Source organism: Chitinimonas arctica (assembly GCF_007431345.1).
GTDB lineage: Bacteria > Pseudomonadota > Gammaproteobacteria > Burkholderiales > Chitinimonadaceae > Chitinimonas > Chitinimonas arctica.
The window spans coordinates 257086-278671 of record NZ_CP041730.1 but is presented as its reverse complement, the minus strand read 5'-3'; the positions used below and the strand labels follow the sequence as shown (position 1 = coordinate 278671).

20 protein-coding genes are annotated in these 21586 nt (G+C 60.5%); 18 read left to right on the top strand and 2 right to left on the bottom strand.

All coding sequences use genetic code 11. The features are described 5' to 3' along the window. Positions 1–162 precede the first annotated feature (162 nt). Positions 163–2907, bottom strand: coding sequence for a hybrid sensor histidine kinase/response regulator (locus FNU76_RS01265; protein ID WP_179958303.1), 2745 nt, complete (start codon positions 2905–2907; stop codon positions 163–165). A 342-nt stretch (positions 2908–3249) separates the two neighbouring features. Between FNU76_RS01265 and egtD the strand changes: the two genes are divergently transcribed. From egtD to FNU76_RS01245, 4 genes are all read left to right on the top strand, one after another. Next, positions 3250–4329, top strand: coding sequence for an L-histidine N(alpha)-methyltransferase (gene egtD, locus FNU76_RS01260; RefSeq protein ID WP_143856014.1), 1080 nt, complete (start codon positions 3250–3252; stop codon positions 4327–4329). A gap of 2 nt (positions 4330–4331) precedes the next feature. Beyond that, on the top strand, positions 4332–5669 hold the full coding sequence (gene egtB, locus FNU76_RS01255; protein WP_143856013.1) for an ergothioneine biosynthesis protein EgtB: 1338 nt from the start codon (positions 4332–4334) through the stop codon (positions 5667–5669). Between the two features lie 185 nt (positions 5670–5854). Then, positions 5855–6922 carry a type IV toxin-antitoxin system AbiEi family antitoxin gene (locus FNU76_RS01250; RefSeq protein ID WP_179958302.1) on the top strand — a complete coding sequence of 356 codons (1068 nt, stop codon included), beginning with the start codon at positions 5855–5857 and terminating at the stop codon, positions 6920–6922. A gap of 103 nt (positions 6923–7025) precedes the next feature. After that, positions 7026–7331 carry a hypothetical protein gene (locus FNU76_RS01245; protein ID WP_143856011.1) on the top strand — a complete coding sequence of 102 codons (306 nt, stop codon included), beginning with the start codon at positions 7026–7028 and terminating at the stop codon, positions 7329–7331. A 21-nt stretch (positions 7332–7352) separates the two neighbouring features. Here the strand turns inward: FNU76_RS01245 and FNU76_RS01240 are convergent, their stop codons facing one another. Continuing rightward, the gene (locus FNU76_RS01240) at positions 7353–8390 is read right to left on the bottom strand and encodes an RbmA family biofilm matrix protein (RefSeq protein ID WP_143856010.1); all 1038 of its coding nucleotides are present in this window, start codon (positions 8388–8390) and stop codon (positions 7353–7355) included. Positions 8391–8795: 405 nt separating this feature from the next. Here FNU76_RS01240 and FNU76_RS01235 point away from each other — a divergent pair, with 405 nt between their 5' ends. The 14 genes from FNU76_RS01235 to FNU76_RS01170 all read left to right on the top strand — a co-directional run bounded on the left by FNU76_RS01235 (position 8796) and on the right by FNU76_RS01170 (position 21512). Then, the gene (locus tag FNU76_RS01235) at positions 8796–9467 is read left to right on the top strand and encodes a paraquat-inducible protein A (RefSeq protein WP_179958301.1); all 672 of its coding nucleotides are present in this window, start codon (positions 8796–8798) and stop codon (positions 9465–9467) included. Further along, positions 9464–10108: a paraquat-inducible protein A gene (locus tag FNU76_RS01230; protein WP_143856008.1), complete on the top strand. Its 645-nt coding sequence runs from the start codon at positions 9464–9466 to the stop codon at positions 10106–10108. The genes FNU76_RS01235 and FNU76_RS01230 overlap by 4 nt, the downstream gene beginning before the upstream one ends. Then, entirely contained in the window at positions 10098–11726 is a 1629-nt protein-coding gene (locus FNU76_RS01225; protein WP_143856007.1) for a PqiB family protein, read from the top strand. Before FNU76_RS01230 ends, FNU76_RS01225 begins: the two co-directional genes overlap by 11 nt. Then, the gene (locus tag FNU76_RS01220; protein ID WP_143856006.1) at positions 11723–12298 is read left to right on the top strand and encodes a PqiC family protein; all 576 of its coding nucleotides are present in this window, start codon (positions 11723–11725) and stop codon (positions 12296–12298) included. Before FNU76_RS01225 ends, FNU76_RS01220 begins: the two co-directional genes overlap by 4 nt. Positions 12299–12534: 236 nt before the next feature. Continuing rightward, a complete protein-coding gene (locus FNU76_RS01215; protein ID WP_143856005.1) occupies positions 12535–12846 on the top strand; it encodes a hypothetical protein in 312 nt (103 codons plus the stop codon). After that, positions 12810–14573, top strand: a complete 1764-nt coding sequence (locus FNU76_RS01210; RefSeq protein ID WP_143856004.1) for a hypothetical protein — start codon at positions 12810–12812, stop codon at positions 14571–14573. The genes FNU76_RS01215 and FNU76_RS01210 overlap by 37 nt, the downstream gene beginning before the upstream one ends. A 70-nt stretch (positions 14574–14643) precedes the next feature. Next, positions 14644–17463: a malto-oligosyltrehalose synthase gene (treY, locus tag FNU76_RS01205; protein ID WP_263405643.1), complete on the top strand. Its 2820-nt coding sequence runs from the start codon at positions 14644–14646 to the stop codon at positions 17461–17463. A 114-nt stretch (positions 17464–17577) separates the two neighbouring features. Next, the gene (locus FNU76_RS01200) at positions 17578–18036 is read left to right on the top strand and encodes a CesT family type III secretion system chaperone (protein ID WP_143856002.1); all 459 of its coding nucleotides are present in this window, start codon (positions 17578–17580) and stop codon (positions 18034–18036) included. 453 nt (positions 18037–18489) lie between these two features. Next, the gene (locus tag FNU76_RS01195; RefSeq protein WP_179958300.1) at positions 18490–19233 is read left to right on the top strand and encodes a helix-turn-helix transcriptional regulator; all 744 of its coding nucleotides are present in this window, start codon (positions 18490–18492) and stop codon (positions 19231–19233) included. A 36-nt stretch (positions 19234–19269) separates the two neighbouring features. Continuing rightward, the gene (gene sctF / locus FNU76_RS01190; protein ID WP_143856000.1) at positions 19270–19485 is read left to right on the top strand and encodes a type III secretion system needle filament subunit SctF; all 216 of its coding nucleotides are present in this window, start codon (positions 19270–19272) and stop codon (positions 19483–19485) included. Further along, positions 19482–19832 (top strand): EscG/YscG/SsaH family type III secretion system needle protein co-chaperone, encoded by a 351-nt coding sequence (locus FNU76_RS01185; protein ID WP_143855999.1) that lies wholly within the window; start codon positions 19482–19484, stop codon positions 19830–19832. The genes sctF and FNU76_RS01185 overlap by 4 nt, the downstream gene beginning before the upstream one ends. Beyond that, positions 19811–20155 (top strand): type III secretion system inner rod subunit SctI, encoded by a 345-nt coding sequence (sctI, locus tag FNU76_RS01180; RefSeq protein ID WP_143855998.1) that lies wholly within the window; start codon positions 19811–19813, stop codon positions 20153–20155. Before FNU76_RS01185 ends, sctI begins: the two co-directional genes overlap by 22 nt. After that, the gene (gene sctJ / locus FNU76_RS01175) at positions 20152–20928 is read left to right on the top strand and encodes a type III secretion system inner membrane ring lipoprotein SctJ (protein WP_143855997.1); all 777 of its coding nucleotides are present in this window, start codon (positions 20152–20154) and stop codon (positions 20926–20928) included. The genes sctI and sctJ overlap by 4 nt, the downstream gene beginning before the upstream one ends. After that, a complete protein-coding gene (locus FNU76_RS01170) occupies positions 20925–21512 on the top strand; it encodes a type III secretion system domain-containing protein (RefSeq protein ID WP_143855996.1) in 588 nt (195 codons plus the stop codon). Before sctJ ends, FNU76_RS01170 begins: the two co-directional genes overlap by 4 nt. The last annotated feature ends 74 nt before the right edge of the window (positions 21513–21586 follow it).

Here is a 21586-nt window from a genome sequence, read left to right as displayed (position 1 = left end):
CAGGTAACAAACTAGACCGGGATCGAGGACTTTGCAATGACATATGCATGAAACGGAAAAAAATAGTTTCTGTGAGGGGTTTTGCCAACACTAGGCTGGTGGCCATCCGCAGCGCGATGGCAGGGGTGGGGAAGGCTCGTGGCGCACAAGGAAAGCGCGCGTTCAGTCGGCCAGGATAAGCTGATTCAAGCGTTCGAAATCAACCGGCTTGGTCATATGGTGGTCAAAGCCCGAAGCCAGGGCCAGCGACTTGTCCTTGTCCTGGCCCCAGCCGGTAATGGCGATCAGCATGGCCTCCTTGCCGTCCGCGCTACGGCGTATCTGCTGCGCCAGTTCATTGCCGTTCAGCTTGGGCATGCCGATATCGAGCAGGGCGATCTCGGGCTGGAAGCGATTGAACTGATTCAAGGCCGCTTCGCCATCGTGGGCGACCGCGACTTCGTGGCCGTTCAGGCGCAGCAGCTCGGCCAGGCTCTCTACCGCATCGAGATTGTCATCGGCGACCAGGATACGGCGCCTGCTGTGCTTGGGTGTATGGCCAGTGCCATCCTCGCCGATGATGGCTTGGACCATGCCGACCCCGCTGGGTAGCTGCAATGTGAACTGGCTGCCTTTGCCCGGCCCGGCGCTATAAGCGTGGATGGTGCCGCCGTGCAATTCGACCAGGCCTTTGGCCAGGGCCAGCCCGATGCCCAGGCCGCCGTCGGAGCGGTCCTGGACGGAGCGGACCTGGTTGAACATCTGGAAGACCTCCGACAAGGCCTCGGACTTGATGCCTATGCCGGTGTCCGTCACGCTGATCATCACCTGCTCGTGCACGCACTCGGCGCTGAGGCGGATATAGCCCCGCGGGTCGGTATATTTGGCGGCATTGGTCAGCAAATTGGCCAGGACCTGGGCCAGCCGCAGCTGATCGACCTCGATATAGACCGGCCGGGACGGGATATCGATGGTCAGGTGGTGCTGCTTGGCATCGATACTGGGGCGGACGGTTTCGACCGCCGCCTCCACCACCGCGGCCAACTCGGTGCGCCGCTTGCGCAAATGCAGCATGCCGCGGGTGATCCGCGAGATATCCAGCAGATCGTCCAGCAACAGGGCCATATGCTGCACCTGCCGGTCGATCACGTCGTGGCTCCAGTTTTTCTGGGCTTCGTTGGCCGAGGGAGACTTCGAGATCAGTGCCGCCTGGCGTATGGGCGCCAGCGGGTTGCGCAGTTCATGCGCAAGCGTCGCGAGAAACTCATCCTTGCGGCCGGCGGCATCGCGCAAGGCCTGCTCCTGCTGCTTGCGCTGGGTAACGTCGGCGAACCAGATGGCTACGGCGCCCTGCATGGGCGAGGCGATGACATGGAACCAGCCACGGATGCCCGCCGCCACCGAAGACACCTCGAATTCATGCGCCTCGCCCTGTTCGACGACCGCGGTATAGTGTGCCAGCAAGCCTGGCTCCTCCCAGGTGCCGGGTAGCACGGCCGACAGGCAATGGCCGATCAACTCCGGCTCGGCCACGCGCAGCACATCCAGCGCGGCCGCATTCAGGTAATTGCAGCGAAAATCGTCGATTTTTCCGGAATTTCCCCGTAAGGGCTGCAGGATCATAAAGGGTACGGCCGAGGATTCCAACGCCACCCTGAAGCGCTGATTGGTTTCCTGCGCAATGGCGCGGGCACGGGCGCGTTCGATAAAGACCGCCGCTTTGCGGACGCAGATATCGGTCAGCCGCAAGGCCCGCTCATCGGGCTGGAACGGCAAGGCAAACAAGAGCGTGATCACGCCCATCATTTCGCCGGCCCCGCCGATCAAGGGCGTGATATAGAGAGATCGAAAGCCCTGCGCGCGCGCGAATGCCGCCAACCCGGAAAACACCGTATCCATTTCGGTATCCGCGATCACGATCCGGCGTTTTTCACGGCAAGCCAGCTCACAGACGGGGGCGGTCGGGCCTGGCCAGCCGGTTCCGCGTACGCCGACGCTGGCCAGCATGCCCAGTTTGCCCGAGCCGGGTTCATAGAGCGCGACCACCCCTTGCTTGCTGCCGAGAAAGTCGGCCAGGGCCTGCAGGATGGCCTGCAACTGGCTGGGTAAATCGCTCAATTCCAACAGCCGGCTGCTCAGCTCATGCAGATGCTGCAGATCGGCGACCTGCTGGGTCAGCTCCGCCTGGGTTTCGGCCAGTAGCGCGTCGACCCGCTTGCGTTCGGTGATATCGATCAGCACGCCATGCAGTCTGGCCAGCCGGTTCATGTCATCGCGTTCGATATGCACCTTGGTCAGCAGCCCAAGCTGTTGCCCATTCGGCAGCACGATATGCCGTTCATATTCGTAACTGTCTTCGTCCGCCGCCAGCTTCCTTTGCAGCAGGGCGTTTTCCTCCGCCACATCCGCCGCCGTCCACATCGATTGCCATTCGGCCAGTGGTACGGCCGTATTGATCGGGGCACGGTCTATCAGCCGCCATAAGGTCGGTGAAGCGAGAATTTGCCCGTGCTGTACATCGATCTCGAATAGGCCCACACCGGTCTTTTCCTGGGCCAGGCCGAGCCGCCGTTCGGCTTCGGCGGCACGGCGGCTGATCATGCGGGCGTTGCCGCAGAAATGGATCAGCAGCAAGCCTATGCCGGCATAGGCCAATAAGGCGATGGGGTAGGCACGCGGGTCGTTGGACCAGACCACGGACGCACTCAGCAGGCTCACGCCATTGATCACGCCGGTGAGCCAGACCAGGGTGGCCGACCAACGGCCGATCAGCATCGCCCCCAGCATCAGCGAAGGCAGAAAGAACAAAAAGGGGATGCGTGATCCAAAGGGCACGAACAGCCCTTGCAGGACCAAGGGCAGTACGCAGAGTATGGCAGTCAGGGTAACGCGCGCGATCGCTGAACTGTCCAAGGCGGGAAGTGGCATCGGCTCCTCATGCATTCTAACGGCAGCGACCGGTATCCGGTCGCAACATGCGGCCGATCAAATTGCCCGCGCGCAAGCAGGGACGCAGCGGTCAAGAGAGACAGACAAGACTAAGCATTTGGCATGCCCGGCAATAATGGACTGCTGAGTACGCTTAGGCAATGGACGGCGACGTGTTGGAAGGCATTGCCGGTAAATCCTACCGTAGTGTTTACCACCCGCGATTTACCGTGAACATTTGGCAAGGATGTCGACACGGGCTATCACACCTAAGCGAACTGGTCTTGAGCGCGGGCAAAGTGGGAATAAGACTTGCCTGTTTCGGACTTGACCGCGCCGCGGATGCTCGCCGCACGTGCCTATAACAATGCCGAGAAAGGCTTACCCATGCTGGTAGAACGTCGTACGCTCCCCCGTGCCGTCAATCAAGCGCCCAGGCTCAAGGTGGTGTCCAGCCGGCCGCGTATCAGTGTCGAGTCATTGGAGGATGCCGAGGAGCGCTTACATTCGCTGGAAGCCGGCTTGCTGGAGCACCCGCCCCGCATCGCCTCCAAATTCTTTTACGACGAACAAGGCTGCGCCCTGTACGAAGCGATCTGTCAGCTGGACGAGTACTATCCCACCCGCACCGAGAAAGCGATCTTCGAGCGATACCGCAGCGAGATTGCCTGCCATCTGCCCCAGGGTGGACAGTGGGTGGACCTGGGCTGCGGCGATGGCAGCAAATCCTGGCCCTGGCTGCCGGCCGTGGCGGCAAGTCGCTACGTGGGGGTCGATATCGCCAAGGACTGGTTGGGCAGCACGCTGATGACCGGTGCGCAACGCTGCCCAGGCATGGAATTTCTCGGCGTGGTGACGGATTTCACCCGACCCTTGTTGCTGCGCGCGGTCATGCGCTCCAATACCACCTTGCCGCCCATCTTCTTCTATCCCGGTTCGTCCATCGGCAACTTCACGCCGGCCGAGGCCTTGCAATTGCTTTGCGCGATCCGGGCTCACCTGGGACCGGAGGGCCGCCTGCTGATCGGCGTGGACGCTCCCAAGGACGCCCAGATGCTGGAAGCCGCCTATGCGGATAGCCTGGGCATCACCGCCGCTTTCAACCGCAATGTCTTGCGGGTGGTGAACCGGCTGATCGGCAGTAATTTCATCCCCCAGCGCTTCAATCATCGCGCCTGGTACAACCAGGAGGAGAACCGCATCGAGATGCACCTGGTGGCGCGTGAGCCGCAGACCGTGCAGATCGGCACGCGGCGTTGCCAATACGAATTGGGCGATACCATCGTCACCGAGTATTCGTACAAATACAGCCCCGAACGATTCGAAGCGCTGTTGGGCATGGCCGGTTTCAAAGAGATCCGGCGTTGGAGCGACCCTGCCTCCCTGTTCAATGTCTATGTCGCGGCGCCGGATTTCAGCTAGTCATGGTCGGGGACGCAAAGCTGCTTTTCCCGCTGGATGAGCAACCGGCCCACGGTTTGGTGCGGGGGGCGGCTATCCGTGGGCCGGCCATCCAGTCCTTCCTGGCGGTACGCAAGCGCAGCGAGGAACTGGCCGAGGGACTCAGCGCGGAGGACTGCATGGTGCAGTCCATGCCCGATGCCAGCCCGATCAAGTGGCATCTTGCCCATACCAGCTGGTTCTTCGAAACCTTTGTACTGGCACAGGCCGGGGCGGATTTCCGAACCTTCGACCCGGCCTATCGGATGCTATTCAATTCCTACTACAACGGCGTGGGCGAGATGCATCCTCGCTCCCTGCGCGGGGTGCTGTCGCGTCCTGGCCTCGATGAGGTCAGGCGCTACCGCGCCCATATCGACCAAGCTATCGTGGCGCTGCTGGAACGGCCTTGTCCGCCGGAGTGGCTGGCGTTGATCGAATTGGGCATCAACCATGAGGAACAGCATCAGGAATTGATCCTGACCGATTTGAAGCACCACCTTTGGTGCAACCCGCTCCACCCGGTCTATCGGGCGGCACGGCCTGTCGCCGCCCACCCCGCCATGGATATGCAATTTTGCGAGTACGAGGGGGGTAAGACGCGCATCGGCCATGCCGGCGACTCGTTCGGCTTCGACAATGAGCAACCGGCCCATACGGTCTGGCTGCAACCCTTCGCATTAGGCAAGCGGCTGGTCAATAACCGCGACTATCTGGCCTTTATCGAGGATGGCGGATATCGGCAACCGGAGTATTGGTTGTCCGAAGGCTGGGAGCGGCGGCGGAGCGAGAATTGGCAGGCGCCGCTCTATTGGCAAGCACCGGAGTCAGCGGGGCAGGGTTGGCGCATCTTCACACTGTCGGGCGATCAGCCGCTGCGCTTGGACGAGCCGGTTTGCCACCTGAGCTACTACGAGGCCGACGCCTATGCCCGCTGGTGCGGCGCGCGGCTACCCACCGAAGCGGAATGGGAGCACGCCGCCCAGCAGGCCGGCACCGCGCGTGAAGTCTTTGGCGGATTTATGGAAAGTGGCGATTTCCACCCCGTCCCACCTCCCGTGACGGGTGCGCAACCCTCGCAAATGTTCGGCGAAGTCTGGCAGTGGACCGCGAGCGCCTATCTGCCTTATCCCGGCTTTCGTACCGCGGCCGGCGCGGTAGGGGAATACAACGGTAAGTTCATGATCAATCAAATGGTGCTACGTGGGGCCTCTTGCGCCACACCGCGCGAACACTTTCGCGCCAGCTACCGGAATTTCTTCCCGCCTGCTACCCGCTGGCAGTTTGCCGGGCTACGCTTGGCACGCGACGTCCTGGGCTGAGCGAAACTCAGGCCGTTCTGATTTCACCTGCCGCTGGAAGAGCCCAAGCAGTTCGCGGTATTGGTCCTCATAGGCAGTTCTGTTTTTTCCTCAGGCTCTGCCGTTGTCTCCTGGGGCAGAGGAAGTTTTAATGTTTACTATTTGTGGTATGTTTACTTTTATTAAACATGATGAATGTAGTAAACATGAACACGCAGATCTCTATATCTCCGAGTGAAGTGCATTTGCTCAATCTCGCCGCCGACGCCTTGGCGCAGAGCATGCACAGGCCAGTCTCCGTCTCGACGTTGAGCCATATGGACCCGGGGCAAAACTACGACCGAAGGATTGAGCTCAAGGTCGGGAACTGGCGAATGGACTACCTCGCTGAGATCCGTCAAAAGATCGACCATGCGGCGCAGATTGCAAGATTCGCCCAAGTAGCAGATACCCACGAGACGCCCTTCCTCCTCGTCATCCCCATCATGCGTCCGCATTGGGCCCGCCAGTGCCAGGAGCTGGGCCTGCAGTTCATCGATGCGGCAGGCAACGCCTATCTCCATGACGAGGCGTTCTTCGTCCAAATTGCCGGTCGCTCACTGCCGGAGACAATTGCCGCCAGTCTTCCGAAAACAAGCCATAGTGTCGGAAGCGCTTTTCTGCGCTACACCTTCCAAACCCTATGCGCACCTGCGACGTTCAGCATGCCGTACCGCCGCATACCTGCGGAGGTTGGCGTGTCCATCGGTATGATGAGCCGCGTTGTCGATGGCCTGGTTGAGCGTGGCCTGGTAGCGATCGACCGCGATGAACGGCGCCAATTGCTGGAGCCAGACAGGCTTCTGACAGAGTGGGTGTCCAACTATCCCATGAAGCTGCGGTCCAAACTCATCCGATATCGCATGCGTGCACCCTCGGCGGATTGGTGGAAATACGCTGACCTGGAAGGAAGCAGGTTGCGCTGGGGAGCTGAGGTTGCTGCAGATCGGCTCATCGGTCATCTGAGGCCCGCGAAGGCGACGCTATACCATCATGCCAGCGACGATCCGCATGATCTCAGGCAGTTCATCATCAAATGTCGGCTTCAAGCTGACGCGCAGGGCGATGTAGAGATTCTGGATGCATTCTGGTCCCCTGACCTGGATGGACCTCAGGAGACGGTCCCGCCTGTGTTGATCTACGCCGACCTCGTCAACTCGAATGATCCGCGCAACCTGGAGGCTGCTCAGCGAATTTATGCCGACTATGTCAAACCCATGCTCCATTCGCACTGATTGGCTCACCGCCAACCCAGAACTCGGGTCAGTACTGCATGGCGTTGACGGCGCGCTACGGGATATCGGCCTACGCCATTTCTTGATCGGCGCCGGAGCCCGCGTGGTCTTGCTGGAGGGCGTCTATGGCATGCCGCCTGGCAGGACCACGCGCGACGTCGATTTTGCCGTGGCCGTTGATGGTTGGCCTCAATTCGAAACGATGCGCAACGCCTTGCTCCACACCGGCCACTTCCATCCTGTCGAGCGTAGCCCGCACAAGCTTCTGTTCGGCAACGGCGACGGACCGATTTCGGAAATTGACGTTGTTCCTTTTGGCCAGATCGCCGGGCCAGACCAGAATATCGCGCGACGGCTGGTCCAGAGCGATGGCTGGAATCCAGCTGGGGGTGCCGGCGGTGGCCGGTAAGCCCACCGCCGGTGCACGTGCTTAGTTCATTGATTTACCGAAGACCAAACGCTCACTGTCCAACGCGCCACTGCGCTCATCCACGCCAACCAGGGTGGCGACATAGTTGCCGCCGGCAAACCAGGCGGGAATGAAAAAGGACGCGGATTCGGTGATCTGACCACCCCCCGCGAGTGTGCGGCTACTGGCGGGCAGCAGGGGATAAGCGAGACCATTGGGCATGACCGTGTATGCCCAATACCGGATGTTGCGGGCGGTACTGGGGTGGGTATTGCGAATGGTACGGCGATGCATGACATAGCCGCCGCCGGCCGGTACCGTGGTGGGCGCGCCAGGCTGCAAAGCCAGCTCGACATCGACCTCCTTGACCGGTGGGAGGGTTTCCAGATCGGCCGGTGTTTCGTAGACCTTGATATTGCTTACCGCGATATTGCTCTTGTTGCATACGGTGGCGGCGCCCGTCGCGGGGCTCAAGGACATGCGGATGCCGTTGAGATCGCTACTGCCGAGCGGGCCATCATGTACGGTGCTGCCGTCTATATTGATTTTCAGGATATCGGCGGTGGTGCTGGCATAAATCGAGACAGCGTATTTGCGCAGGTCGGAAAAGCTGCCGAAATTACTGTATCGGCCACCTTTGTTGAATAAGGAAATCGTATTCAACTTGCCATGGAACGTCATGCTCCGGGCGCCATAGTCACTGCTATCCAGGTAGAGGGAAAAGGCGTTTTCGCTATTGTTCAATTGCTGGGTGTAGATATCGTAGTCGATATAAAGTGATTTGATGCCGGCGGGCAGGTTGAATTGAATCTGGTCATAAAGATTGCATTGCGGCGTATTGAAAACCCCCCAGTTTCCCGGCAGCCCTGCGAAATTGCTGAGCATGTCCGGTGCGCCCATGGTGATGCGGGATGGCGTGCGCGCACTGCCATCGACGACTATCGGTTGGCCGTGGGTATTGGGTGGGGAGGAAAATTTTACATCGAAAAGCAGCTGGGCTTGCGCCAGCGTAGCGACAGAAACAAGGGCTGTTTGAATAAGAGCGTGTTTGATTTTCATTGAGTCTCCTGTGACGGTTTTCAAGAATTTCTTCGCTTTCAAAAGCGAAAGGAATTATACCGTTTTTGACGTGCCCAAGCAAGGATTTTGCCTGGTTTTTGCTACATTTTCGTCAAAAAATACCTTTATTAAACAATGACTTGCATTTTTTATTTATTGAATTTCGTGGAGTTTTATAGAAAATAAACCATGTGGGAATGCCCGCTCCGGCGGGCTTATGCAAAGCTTTCCACCGCTTGACCAGGATTGGTAAAACGGTGCTCTCCCGCGCTATACCTAAAGGGGGGCGCGAAACCCGTTTAGTGGCCCAACCCGAGCGGGACCGCAATTTGCGACAGGCTGTTCGAAGTTGAAGGGATGTCCCCCGGTAGGTTCAGGACAAGCGACCGCTACAACCAACAGAAAATGGCTCCGAAATTCATGACCGACGTGGCGTCCCCGACCGAAGCCGAACCCCAAGCCGAGTGCGCGGAACTGCATGCCTGCCCCGAATGCGACCTGTTGCAGCGCCTGCAGCACATCACCGGCCGGGAAACCCACGGCTGCATCCGTTGCGGCGCGGTACTGTTCCGCTCCGGCCCGGATAGCCTGGTCGTCACGCTGGCCTTGCTCTGGGCTGCCACCATCCTTTTTCTGATGGCCAATAGCTTCGAGATCGTCACCATCAATATGCGCGGCAACCTCAGCGACGTCAGCTTGCCCGGCGCGGTGCTGGCCTTGTGGCAGCAGGAGCGCCCCTTTATCGCCTTGATCGTGCTCTTCACCACCATCCTGGTCCCTGCGGCACTGCTGGCCTTGCTGCTGCACCTTTACGTTCCCTTGATGCTGGGACTCCAACCAAGCGGAGTCGGGCTGACCTTGCGAATCCTGCACCTGCTACGGCCGTGGGCGATGACGGAGGTATTCGTATTGGGCGCACTGGTGGCCATCGCCAAACTGTTCAATTACGGCAGCGTACAACCCGGGCCGTCGCTATGGTCGCTCTGCGCCTTGATGCCGGTATTGTCCGCCATGTTTACCGCCTACCGTCCGGACGATATCTGGGCCAGGCTGGCGCAGGAGGACGACCCGTCATGAGCGCCGATATCAGCGCCGCCAGCCTTGGCCTGGCCGTCTGTCCTGTCTGTCGGCAATTGGCCAGGCTGGCTCGTCGCTCGGGCCGCTGTCCGCGCTGCCATGCCTTGATACATTTGCGCAAACCCGCCAGCGTCAGCCGTACCTGGGCCCTGCTGATCGCCGCCGCCTTGCTGTACGTACCCGCCAATCTGCTGCCCATCATGACCACCCACAGCTTTCCCCGAAAACAGGCCGATACCATACTCAGCGGGGTCTTCTACCTGTGGGACCATGGCTCCTGGCCCTTGGCCATCCTGGTGTTCTTTGCCAGCATCGTGGTGCCCATGCTCAAGATGCTGATCCTGGTCATGCTCTTGCTCAGCCTTCGCTATCGTCCGCGTTGGCAACCCATGGTCAGGACCAGGCTGTATCGCCTGATCGAATTCATCGGCCGCTGGTCGATGTTGGACATCTATGTGGTGGCCTTATTGGCTGCCTTGGTGCGCATGCACGCTTTCGCCAGTGTCGAAGCCGGTCCGGGCGCCCTGGCTTTCGGCGCCGTGGTGGTGCTGACCATGCTTGCCTCGCTGAGCTTCGATTCGCGACTTATCTGGGACCCCGTCGGTCAACCGGACAGCCAGGTGATGCATCATGGTGGATAAGCTGCGCGCCGAACTGGAGCGGTTGCCGTATGCCGAACATAAGCGGGTCAAGCTGCGCAGCGTGCACCTGGTGTGGGTGGTGCCGCTTATCGCCGCGTTGATCGGCGCCTGGTTCGCCTGGAACAGCCTGACCCGGCACGGTCCCACCATCACCATCAGTTTTTCTTCCGCGGAAGGGATAGAGGCGGGCAAGACCCGGCTCAAGTACAAGAATGTCGATATCGGCGTGGTCCGGGGTATTGCGCTGTCGCCCGATCTGAGCCGGGTGCTGGTGACCGCCCAGACAACCCGTGACGCCGACACCATGCTGCGCGCGGACAGCCGCTTTTGGGTGGTGCGGCCGCGTATCTCCCTCAGCGGTGTATCCGGTCTGGGTACCCTGGTGTCAGGCGTGTATATCGGTATGGAAGTGGGGCGGTCTTCCGAACAGCGCCGCGAATTTACCGGCCTGGAAGTGCCGCCGGCGGTCGCTTTCGATCTGCCCGGGCGGAAATTCGTCCTGCGGGCCAAGGAAATCGGTTCACTGGATATCGGTTCGCCTATCTATTTCCGGCGCATCCAGGTTGGCCAGGTCAGCGACTTCAAATTGGATGCCAGCGGTCAGAGCGTCACGCTGGAGATCTTTATCAAGGCGCCTTACGACCGTTTTGTCACCTCGCAAGCACGTTTCTGGCAAGCCAGCGGGCTGGATTTCACCGTGGACGCGAATGGTTTTCGGCTGGATACACAGTCCATGGCCACCTTGATCAGTGGTGGCATTGCTTTCCAATCCGGCCTGGATGGCGCCTTGCCGGCGGCACCGGCACCCGCCGAGACAGCCTTCGAACTGGCGGACAGTCGCGTGCAAGCCATGAAGCACGCGGCAGGCGGCGAGCAATACTACCGCCTGTACTTCAACGATACGCTGCGCGGCCTTGGCGTGGGTGCGCCCGTCGATATGGGCGGCCTACCGGTCGGCGAGGTCAAAACCATCGGCATCGAATACGATGAAGCAGGCAAGACCTTCCGTTTTCCGGTCGATATCGTGCTGTATCCCGAGCAGATGCGCACCTACTTCCGTCGTCCGCCGGCCGATATCGGCCAGGACCGCCTGCTGGACAGCATGGTCGCCGACGGCATGCGCGCGCAATTGCGCTCGGCCAATCTCCTTACCGGCCAGATGTATGTGGCACTGGATTTCTTCCGCAAGGAAGCCGCGGGGCGCATCGACAGGTCCCATGAACCCGCGCGGCTGCCTACCAGGGCCGGCAGCCTGGGCCAGATCCAGGACTCGGTTGCCAGCATCGTCGGCAAGCTGGACCGGATTCCCTTCGACGGCTTGAGCCGCGATCTGCGCCGTGCCTTGCAGGATCTCGATCACAGCATCAAGGCGGCGGGTAAATTGGCCAAACGGCTGGACGAGGAACTGGCCCCGCAAGCCAAGGCAACCTTGCAGCAAGCGCAGCAGACCTTCGGCGCGGCCGAGCGCGTTCTGGCCGATGAGGCGCCCTTGCAGCAGGATCTGCGCGCGACCCTCAACGATGTCAGGCGGGCGGCCGATTCGCTGCGCCATCTCACCGATTACCTGGAACGCCATCCCGAGACCCTGTTGCGGGGTAAGCCGGAGGATCCGCCATGAAGCCTGGTCCTTGCCAAGCGACCTTTTTTGCCTGCCTCTTGCTGGCCGCTTGCGGTACGACGCCGCCGGCCCGGTTCTTCAGCCTGGTGCCGGACACAGCCGACAGCACGGCCATTGCAGCGGCGGAAGCGCGGATCGCCCTCGGCCCGCTGACCATTCCCGAAGCGATAGACCGCCCGCAGTTGGTGCTGCGGCGGGGCGCGGACATTGAAATACGAGAGCAGTTGCGCTGGCTGCAGCCACCCAAGGCCGATATCGCCGCGGCCATGGCGGCGCGGCTGGGCCGCTTGCTGGGCCGTCCGGTTTTCACCCAGGGCCAGGCCGGCGCCAATGGCGCGCGCTATCGGGTGGCCCTGGATGTGATCCGCTTCGACTCCGAATTGGGCCTGGCCGCCAGCGAGACCGTGGCCTGGTCGATCTATGATGCCCAACATCGGCTAGTGCGCAGCGGCCAGTCCGGGCAAAGGGTGCGCTGTCGCGATGATAGCTATGGTGCCTTGTTCGAAGCGCACGCCCAGGCCCAGGCCGGCATCGCTGCCGCGCTGGCGGCTGATCTGCGCAGCCTGCCCTGAGGCCGCGTACGGATTGGTTCCGAATTTCCCGGCAGAAATTACCGGTAAACATGCCAGTGGGCCCGGCTTGGCCACGGCCGTGATCGGCGCATTGCATTTTCCGCTTCGATATTACGCGACCCGTTCACCAGCCTGCGCCCCGGGTATGGCGCTTGCCGGTAGCTGGACCGTACCCAGCGCAAAAACGCATCCGATCAAATACTCGTAGACAGCGAGCTTTCTCAGGCGCGAAACCCATGATGACAAACCCAATTTTCCCCACCCCTGTCGAAGCCGACCGCGACACGGCCAATATGATCAGGATTGTCGAGCAGCATTTTTTCGATGGTCCCAGTATCTACTCGAAGCAGCCATGCCTGATTGCGGTACTGGATATGGCCAACTGGCAATATTTATCGGTGAATGCCGTACCAGGTTTCAGTGCTTCGCTTTGTGCCTGCCTTCCCGAACTGGCGCGCTATCGCTGCCTGCAGGCGCTTCCGCTCGGAGGAGGGCCGGGTGGGGGCTGCAGTTGGACCTGGATGAGGAGGACGGCGACGACACGGTAGTGCATGTGATCGAGCACGTGGTGGTTGCGCTGCACCATCGCCTGGGCCGTGATGCATCCCTGGTGTGCCTGGAAGGATTCGAGCGGCGTATCGACAACAGCCTGCTGGCCTGCGCCTGTCGCGACGGAGCACTGGCTGGCCAGGTGCTGGAGCAGGCGGTACGCCTGGTCGCGCGCCTGATAAGCGGCGAGACCGTCGATCTTGCCGTTTGCCTGGCGGTGCTGGGTGCGGAACTCACGCCCTGTAGCCTGACCCAGGCCATTATCGATGCCGCCTACGCAAGTGGCGTACCCTATTTCAAACTCTACCAGAATGCCGCCGTCTACCCGCTTTACCAGCTGGGATGGGGCAGCAAGCAGCATCGCCTGCATGCCGGCTTATCCGGCCAGGATTGCCCGGTGGCGCTGGGTATCGCCTGCAATCGCGAGTTGAGCAAGTCGCTGCTGCACGATGCTGGGTTGCCGGTGCCGGAGGGAGGCGTTGCCGAGAGCTACGAAGCCGCGTTGGCATTGGCCGTCCAGCTGGGGGGGCTGGTCGCGGTTCGGCCCGGACGAGGCGAGTTGGGCGAAGGGTGCTGTCTGCGCATCGTTACCGAGCCGCAACTCAGGCAGGCCTTCTTTCACGCCGCTGCACTGACGCCGCGCGTCATGGTGGAACGCTATGTGGAAGGGCAGGGCTACCAGGTACTGGTGGCGGACGGCCGGGTGGTCGAGGCCGCGCGGCGGCCCGGCGAGACGGCGCTGGACAAGGGCGAAGTACGCTTGCATCCGGACAATGCGGACGATTGCATTCGGGCGGTGCAATGCATAGGTTTGACCGTTGCCTGTGTCGATCTGGTTTGCCGCGACCCGGCGCAACCCCTGCTGGCGCAGGGCGGGGCGCTTGTCGATGTCAATCCCGAAGCCGGCCGGCCTGGCCGGCCCTGGTCGGCGCACGCGGTCGGCTTGGCCGGCTCGGCGCTGCTGGAACGTTGGTTCGTCTCGTCGCAAGCCAGCCGCATCCCGCTGGTCGCCCTCCTGGGCGAACCGGCCACCAGCGCAGCCGCGCTGGTGGCGGCGGCCCTGGGTGAACAGGGATTGCGTACCGGCCACGCCAACCGCTACGGCGTGCTTGCCCGCGGCCGGCGGGTCGATCGCCAAGGCTGCAGCGCATTCAATGCCAGCCGCAGCGTGCTGAGCGCGATCGATACGGAAGCCGTAGTGCTGGAACTGAGCCAGGATGATGTGCTGGTGCAGGGTCTAGCCTTTGACCGCTGTGACGTGGCGATACTATTGGGCAACCACGCCGGCCCGCCATCCAATGGACGGGCGGCGCGGCTATTGCTTCATAGCGCCACGCGCGCCGTGGTCCTGCATGCCGCGGATAGCCTCGCGGCAGCGCAATTGCCCGCCGGCACGGAGCCGGTATTGTTCGCCGAAACAGTCGATTGCGGTCCGCTCCAGGCGCATATCGATGCGGGCCGGCGCGCGGTCTATCTAAACGGGAGCGATATTGTCATCGCCGCCGGCCCCGACCGTTGGCCATTGTTGCCGATTGTCCAGCTGGCGGCGGAATATCGAGCGGAAATCGGCCAGTCCTTGGCCGCTATCGCTGCCTTGATGGTGCTGGTCTGTCCACTCGACGCCATGCGAAAGGCACTGCAGCGCCATACCGAACCCCCTCTGTCGGGCGCGCAGTCATCCGGGGTGGAGCGCGGCTCGGTGCTGGTACATAGCTTGCTGAATTAGGCGGGGTTCCGCCCGCTGCCACGGTCGAGTCGCTGTTATCCATTTTCTAGGGGGTCTTATGGCGGCGCCATTGGCCACATTGCGCCTGCAATTGCATCGGGATTTCAATTTCGCATCGGTGTGCGGCCTGATCGACTACTACGCCGATCTGGGCATCAGCCACCTCTATCTTTCTCCTATCACCACCGCCATGCCCGCGTCGCCGGATGGCTACGACGTGGTCGATACGAGCCGGGTCAATCCGGAACTGGGCGGGGAAACCGGCCTGCGCCGCCTGGTCCGCTGCCTGCGGCAGCGCGAGATGGGCCTGGTCATCGATATCGTGCCTAACTATATGTATGTGGGCGGGGCGGAAAATCAATGGTGGTATGAAGTACTGGAGTTTGGACGAACCAGCGACCGGGCGGCTTTCTTCGATATCGATTGGGATAGCCCGCTTACCGGCCAGGGCAAGGTGTTGGCGCCTTTCCTGAACGCCAGTTACGGCGAAACATTGGCGAACGGCGAATTGCGGCTGGTATACGAGCGCCCCGCCGGACGCCTGCAGATCGCCTATTCCGGCCATCGCTATCCACTCAATGCGGCCAGCTTGATCCGCCTGTTCGATGCCATCGGTACCGAAGTCGGCCGTTCGCTGGCGCAAGCCTTTGCCGCCGCCATGGCGAATGTGGACTGCGCCGCTGTCCGGGCCCAGGCCTGCGAAATCGCCTATGGACGGTGCCGGGACCATTTCGAGGGAGAAGGCGGCCGTACCACCCTGGAAGGCCTGCTGGCGCAGCATGATCCAAGCTCGGCGACGGGAAGAGGACGCCTCCACCAACTGCTGGAGGAGCAACACTACCGCCTGGCCAGCTGGCGCCTGGCCAATGACGAGATCAATTGGCGACGGTGCTTTGGCGCCTTCCATCTCGCCGCGCTGAGCGTGGAGCGCGACGATGTGTTCGAATGCAGCCACGCCCTTTACTTTCGGCTCTATGCGGAAGGGCTGATCGATGGATTGCGCATAGAATTCATCGATGGCCTGACCGATCCGGCCGGCTATTGCCGCAAACTACGGCGACGTCTCAGCGAGCTGACCATACTGCGTCCGGCCGGCGCACCCAATGGGCGGCCATGGCTGGTCGCCGAAAAGATCCTGACCGACGGCGAACGGCTGCGCGAGGATTGGCAACTCGACGGCACCACCGGATATGATTTCATGAACGAGGTAGCCGGGGTGCTCCATGACCCGAAGGGCGTGCCGGCGCTACGCAATGGTTGGCACCAGTGGCTGGGCGGACTGGCTCAGAAGGATTTCGCCGGACAGGCATGGCTGGCACGCCGCAAAGTACTCACGGAAAACTTCGCCGCCGATCTGGATGCCGCGACCCGCGCGCTGCATGCCTTGGCCTGTCTCGACCATCGCAGCCGCGATATCAGTTTTCACGCATTGCGGCGGGTACTGATCGAACTGGTGGTGTATTTTCCGCAGTATCGAATCTATGCGGACCGCCGCGGCCACTCACCCCTCGATGCCGCCGTCTTTGCCCAGGCGCTCGCCGCTGCCCGTTCGACCTTGCGCCAGGTGGACCATGCGGCCCTCGACCAGGTGGCGGGCTGGATGGTCGGCGCGGGGCCTGCCCTTGCCGCCGGCCGCATGCTGGCGTTGCGGCGGTTCCAGCTGTTGACCTCGCCTGTCTCGGCCGCCGCGTTCGAGGACCGTGCCTCCTATCACCTTGGACTGCTCCTGTCGCGCAACGAGGTGGGTAGCGACCCGGGGCGATTCGCTTATTCCGTCGCCGACTTCCACGCGGGCAACGCCAAGCGTCGGCAGCACACGCCGCTCGGCATGCTTACCCTCGCTACCCACGATCATAAATGCGGCGCGGATGTACGTGCCCGTCTGGCGGTATTGAGTGAAATGGCGGAGGAATGGGTGGCGCAAATCGACCGCTGGCTGGGTGCGCATGCGCCTTTTCGCAGCTGTCTTGCCGAGGGCGAGGCGCCGACGATCGCGGATGAGGTCATGTTTTACCAGACCCTGCTGGGAGCATGGCCGGCCGACCTGGAGAGGGAAGGCGACCCGGCGCTGATCGAATTTGCCGGCCGTATCGGCGCGTGGCAGCAAAAAGCCGAGCACGAAGGCAAGTTGCAAGGCATGGGATACGTGCCCGATCGTGCCTACGATGAAGCGGTGACCAAGTTCCGCCATGCGGTACTGGCGTCGGGCAGCCGCTTTCTCGGGGAAATCATCGCCATGGTACGCCGCATCGCCCCCGCCGCCGCCGTCAACGGACTCACCCAGACCGTGCTGCATTACACGGCGCCCGGTGTGCCCGACCTCTACCAGGGCACGGAATTCTGGGATTGGAGCCTGGTCGGACCGGATAGTCGGCGTCCCATCGACTACCCGCCCCGTATTGCCGCGCTGGCCCGGGTGCAGGGCAAGCAGGATGCGGCATATTGGACCGAGCTGCGGCGCAACTGGCGCGATGGCAGGCTGAAGCAGGCTGTCATACACCGATTGCTGCAACTGCGCCGCAATCGGCCGGCCTTATTGCTGCAAGGCAACTATCAGCCCTTGCTGCTCAGGGGTATCCACGCCGAACGGGTGCTGGCCTTCCTGCGCCAGGCCGGCGACGAATGCCTGTTGGTCATTCTGCCGCGATTGCCGCTGCCACTGATGCCGCAAGCCACCGAGCCGGCCATCGCTCCCTCCGCCTGGGCCGACACGGCGGTGCAGATCCCGGCCGGCATCCTGCCTTTGAACTGTACGGACGTGGTGAGTGGGCTGGCCCTGCGCCTGGAAAAGGAATGGCTGAACGTCGCCGATCTACTGGAACGCCTGCCGCTTGCGGTGCTTTATGGTTGCGACTATCGAATGAGTAGCGAGCAGCATTGCGCGGCTTGATGAAGCCGTGGTGAACAGAACAGGAACTGAAAGGTGCAACCGGAATCCGATAATGTCTTTGGGGACCAGGGGATATCGTAGTAGGACTATTTCATCAATCCCTAGGATGTCGCCATGATTTTTGACCGTTTGCTAACCGAATTCGGAACCGCCATTGGCTTGTCGGGGCTGCAATTCGACGACGACGGATTTTGCCATCTGAAGATCGATAAGGAATATCCGCTTACCCTGCGGCGTGATCGCGAAGGACAGCGCCTGATCATGATTTCCCCCTTGCATGAACAATTACTGGAAACCGCCTCCCCAGCATGGATAAGGACCGCCCTGACGATGGCCCTGTATCCCCTCGCGGGCTACAAACCCGGCGTGGGCTATGACGCCGATTCCGAGCTTTTGATGATGTATCACTCCCTTCCCATTGCCGGCTTGAATTTGCAGCGGCTGGAGGCTGCATTGGATATGTTTATCCGGACCATCAAGACCGGCATATCGGGCGCCGAAATGACCCTGGCCGAACCACCTGCGGCGGCCATGCAAAAGCTCAGCCGGCCGCCATTGACACGTATCGTGTAGGTAGGTGTGAACAAGTTGGATTGAGCACTACCCGGCGCGATATGCCTCAGGATGCCCTGTGGGATGGCGAAGGCCGGAAGTGCAACTCAGCCCCCGGCAGCTTCCAGTGGAGGAGGCTGGGGGTATGAGCCTAAGGGGCAACGAATTCGCACGATCGTTATTGCCCGGGGTGAAGTCAGCGTTTCCCTGCTTGATCTATTCCGCCCGGCTTTTCCGCCTTGCTCACCCTGGCGACCCTTCGCCGGGCGGTCCGTACGCTACGCCAGCCGCCGCACTATATCCACCGCGGTGGGGAGAAATGACTCGTGCAGCAGCCGCATTCCTGTCGTGAGTACCGTTCCAGGCCGCATGTAGATTAGGTCCGGCGCCGTCGGTTCAGGTGAATACCTGATGTGTCACTTGCGACGGCCGGGTAATCATTCGCCCCATGCTTCCAACCAATCGGATGATGTGATGACAGTGCAATTGATCTTATTCAAGCAGGCCAGCGAAGTTCGCGTAAAAGGCGAACTACACACTATCCAACCCAATAGTTTGGTGCTCACCGATGACAAGGCATTAATTGCCTCGGATACGGAAAATTGGAAGCCTTTTGTATTTCACGTGGGCGATTTTCAGGATCTTTACCTGGGCGTAATCGATCTGCTGGACGATGCGCCAGTCTCGATGTTCAAGCCGGCCGCCTTGCGCCAGATACAGGTGGATGAGGCATTGATCAATGTCGCACTCCTATTGGCGGAGGCCAGCCCCGCCGCCATGCTGCATTTTATCTATGCTTATTGCCTGGGTTGCGACAAGACGTATTTCACCGCGCTGTTGAAACAGTGCGTGGCGGGTGATCAAGGTTTCTTTGATTTTATCGAAGCGAATTTCTGCAAGCCGTGGACCGTGACACAATTTGCCGACGAACTTGGTTTGCCGGTCCGTAAGCTGAATTTCCTGTTTCATGAAAAATTCGGCATGTCGGCCAAGCATTGGTTATTGGAGCGTCGCCTGAATCTCGCCAGGAAGCTATTATTGACCACGGAAATGCGCGTAATCGATATTGCTTTCGAATGTGGCTTCAGCAACCATGCCCATTTTACCGATAGCTTCAAAAAGCGCTATCAGCGCAGCCCCACCGAATTGCGCCAAGGACGGCAGCCGGAAGTCAATACTTCCTTTGATTTGGCGCCGCCGGTATTGTCTGTAGCGTAAATCTCTTGTTTGGCTTGAACGGAAAAGAAGAACGGTATGGATATCGAAAGCATCGTCGGCAATCTTGAGCGCTTGACCGACCAATCCGGCAAAAGTGTGCAGTCCATGATGACCGGGGATGATTTGAATAATCCCGCCAAGTTGGTCAAGGTTCAGTTCGCGCTGCAGCAATACTCGGTTTTCATCGGTTTCAATAGCGCGGTGATGAAGATGGTCAAAGACATGGTCATGGGGATTATTGCCAAGATATGAGTACCCTTACTCAAGAGGATCGCCAGCTGCTGGTTGAAGCGGCTTTCGCGGCGGTCAACCATGGTATGCAGCTTGAAGTGTCCGATCTTTTAAATGCCCTCCCTTGGCTGATCGAGGATATGGAAGATAGAGCAATGAGCGGCGCCGTACTGCTGTGGAGCATAGGCAAGGCCGGGCAGGCGCTGGAAAGCCTGGCCGGATTGGACAGCGCGCATGCCTTGCTGCTGCGCGCCATGATTACCCATGGCCCGAGCGGTGAACTGGCCGGCCAGGATGCCCACGCCGCACCCGATCAATCCATGACAAAACCTCAGGGAAGCGAAAAATGGCAGCAATTGAAGCACTGAATATGGCCTCGGCATCGGCGTCGGTGGATCCCGTCAAGCCGCGCCTGGAAAGTATCGACCCTGCGGATATCGAAAAATTCAATCGTGCGCTTTATGGACAGCCGGGTGCCGAAACCTCGATTCTGAAAGACATCCAAACGCATGCACTGGGGCTCAGCGAGGCAATGGAAAGCGGTAAGCCGACCATGGGTCAATTTGCCGATCCCAAAGCGATGCTGGACGCGCAAACAAAGCTGATGAAAATGGTGCTGGATGTTGAAATGACCTCGAAGGTTGCCGGCTCGCTATCCCAGTCCATCAATAAATTGGTCAATTTGCAATGAAGTCGTTTTTGCAAGGCAAAAAATGGGTATGGTTGTTGGTGCTTTTTCTGAGCGCATGCAAGGTCGAGCTATACAGTAATTTGCCTGAAGAAGAAGCCAACCGGATGATGGCGGTGCTGATGCTTAAAAAGATCAACGCCGATAAGGTGCCCATTAAAAGCGGTTCGGTGGCCATCCACGTGGATAAGGGTCAATTTGTCGATGCGGTGGAAGTTTTACGGCAGAACGGGCTTCCCGAGCGAAAACGCGACGGGATGAACGAATTGTTTCCTTCCAATCAATTGGTCACTTCTCCCGCGCAGGAACAGGCCAAGATGGTCTATCTGAAAGAACAGCAGCTGGAAAAAATGCTATCGGGCATGGATGGCGTGATCCTGTCCATGGTTTCCATTGCGGAATCCAAGGAAACCAATAGCCGCGAAGTTAGCCAGCCCTCGGCGTCGGTATTTATAAAATACAACCCGGAGGTGAATCTGGCTACCCGCGAGGGGGAGATCAAAAGCCTTATCCACGATGCGATCCCCAACCTGCTGCCTGAAAATATCAGCGTGGTGATGCAAGCGGCGGTATTTCGCTATTCGGCTTCGGTGCCGACCCCCATCGCGGCTGCCGTGCCCACATCGGCCGAAACGGCCGCCCATCGGCCCGCCAAACAGCCGGCTACCTCATCCTTTACCGAATCGGCGGATATCCGCCTTTGGCTGTTTGCCGGCTTGAGCGCCTTGGTCCTGGTACTGGGCGCCCTGTTTTTGCTGAGAAAGCGTGAGCGATGATGCTGTCCCCGCTGCCGGAAGTCACCCGCATGCACCAATTGGCCTGGCAGCCCGGCGCATGGATGGCCGAGCCATGGTGGGAGCAGCTGGGGCTTGCTGCGTGGCGGGAACAGTATGCGCGTATGTCCTCGGTGCGCAAGGCACTCGATGAACTGATCATCAAGCGCCGTGGCTTCCCCGCTAGCGCGCTGCCGGCCCAGGTGCCGGATGACGCACGCTACCTGCTTTCGCTGGAACCGCGGCTACCGGTGCTGTTGACCGGCATGGGGCTTGTCCTGCTGGGCGGCAAACCTTACTTGATGATGGGTGAATACCGGCGTGCATTGACGCGCATCCTCGGTGGAGGCGGCTGCGATCAGCTCCTGATGCTTTGGCCGAGGGGGGCGGGCGCCAGCATGGTCGAGCTTGCTGCCGATGATCTGCCGGCGCATGCACTCGCGGTCGGCGCCGGCTGGCTGCAGCGATTGGATTTAGGCCCGGCAGGTCAAGCGTTGGCGGTGTTGCTACCGCCGGCGATGGATGCGCCACCCGACGCATTCGACCTGCCGATGTCGTTCTTCATCAGGATGGCACGTTTTCTATGAGCAGATTCCAACAAGACCTCCTTGTATTACCGGGCCTCTCTCCGCTGGGGCAGATTGTAAAACGCGAGCAGCTG

Bases quoted from the DNA above. Each gene is read 5' to 3' on its own strand.
- FNU76_RS01265 (WP_179958303.1), bottom strand. From the start codon at position 2,907: ATGCCACTTCCCGCCTTGGACAGTTCAGCGATCGCGCGCGTTACCCTG.
- egtD (WP_143856014.1), top strand. From the start codon at position 3,250: ATGCTCGCCGCACGTGCCTATAACAATGCCGAGAAAGGCTTACCCATG.
- egtB (WP_143856013.1), top strand. From the start codon at position 4,332: ATGGTCGGGGACGCAAAGCTGCTTTTCCCGCTGGATGAGCAACCGGCC.
- FNU76_RS01250 (WP_179958302.1), top strand. From the start codon at position 5,855: ATGAACACGCAGATCTCTATATCTCCGAGTGAAGTGCATTTGCTCAAT.
- FNU76_RS01240 (WP_143856010.1), bottom strand. From the start codon at position 8,390: ATGAAAATCAAACACGCTCTTATTCAAACAGCCCTTGTTTCTGTCGCT.
- FNU76_RS01235 (WP_179958301.1), top strand. From the start codon at position 8,796: ATGGCTCCGAAATTCATGACCGACGTGGCGTCCCCGACCGAAGCCGAA.
- FNU76_RS01230 (WP_143856008.1), top strand. From the start codon at position 9,464: ATGAGCGCCGATATCAGCGCCGCCAGCCTTGGCCTGGCCGTCTGTCCT.
- FNU76_RS01225 (WP_143856007.1), top strand. From the start codon at position 10,098: ATGGTGGATAAGCTGCGCGCCGAACTGGAGCGGTTGCCGTATGCCGAA.
- FNU76_RS01220 (WP_143856006.1), top strand. From the start codon at position 11,723: ATGAAGCCTGGTCCTTGCCAAGCGACCTTTTTTGCCTGCCTCTTGCTG.
- FNU76_RS01215 (WP_143856005.1), top strand. From the start codon at position 12,535: ATGATGACAAACCCAATTTTCCCCACCCCTGTCGAAGCCGACCGCGAC.
- FNU76_RS01200 (WP_143856002.1), top strand. From the start codon at position 17,578: ATGATTTTTGACCGTTTGCTAACCGAATTCGGAACCGCCATTGGCTTG.
- FNU76_RS01195 (WP_179958300.1), top strand. From the start codon at position 18,490: ATGACAGTGCAATTGATCTTATTCAAGCAGGCCAGCGAAGTTCGCGTA.
- sctF (WP_143856000.1), top strand. From the start codon at position 19,270: ATGGATATCGAAAGCATCGTCGGCAATCTTGAGCGCTTGACCGACCAA.
- FNU76_RS01185 (WP_143855999.1), top strand. From the start codon at position 19,482: ATGAGTACCCTTACTCAAGAGGATCGCCAGCTGCTGGTTGAAGCGGCT.
- sctI (WP_143855998.1), top strand. From the start codon at position 19,811: ATGGCAGCAATTGAAGCACTGAATATGGCCTCGGCATCGGCGTCGGTG.
- sctJ (WP_143855997.1), top strand. From the start codon at position 20,152: ATGAAGTCGTTTTTGCAAGGCAAAAAATGGGTATGGTTGTTGGTGCTT.
- FNU76_RS01170 (WP_143855996.1), top strand. From the start codon at position 20,925: ATGATGCTGTCCCCGCTGCCGGAAGTCACCCGCATGCACCAATTGGCC.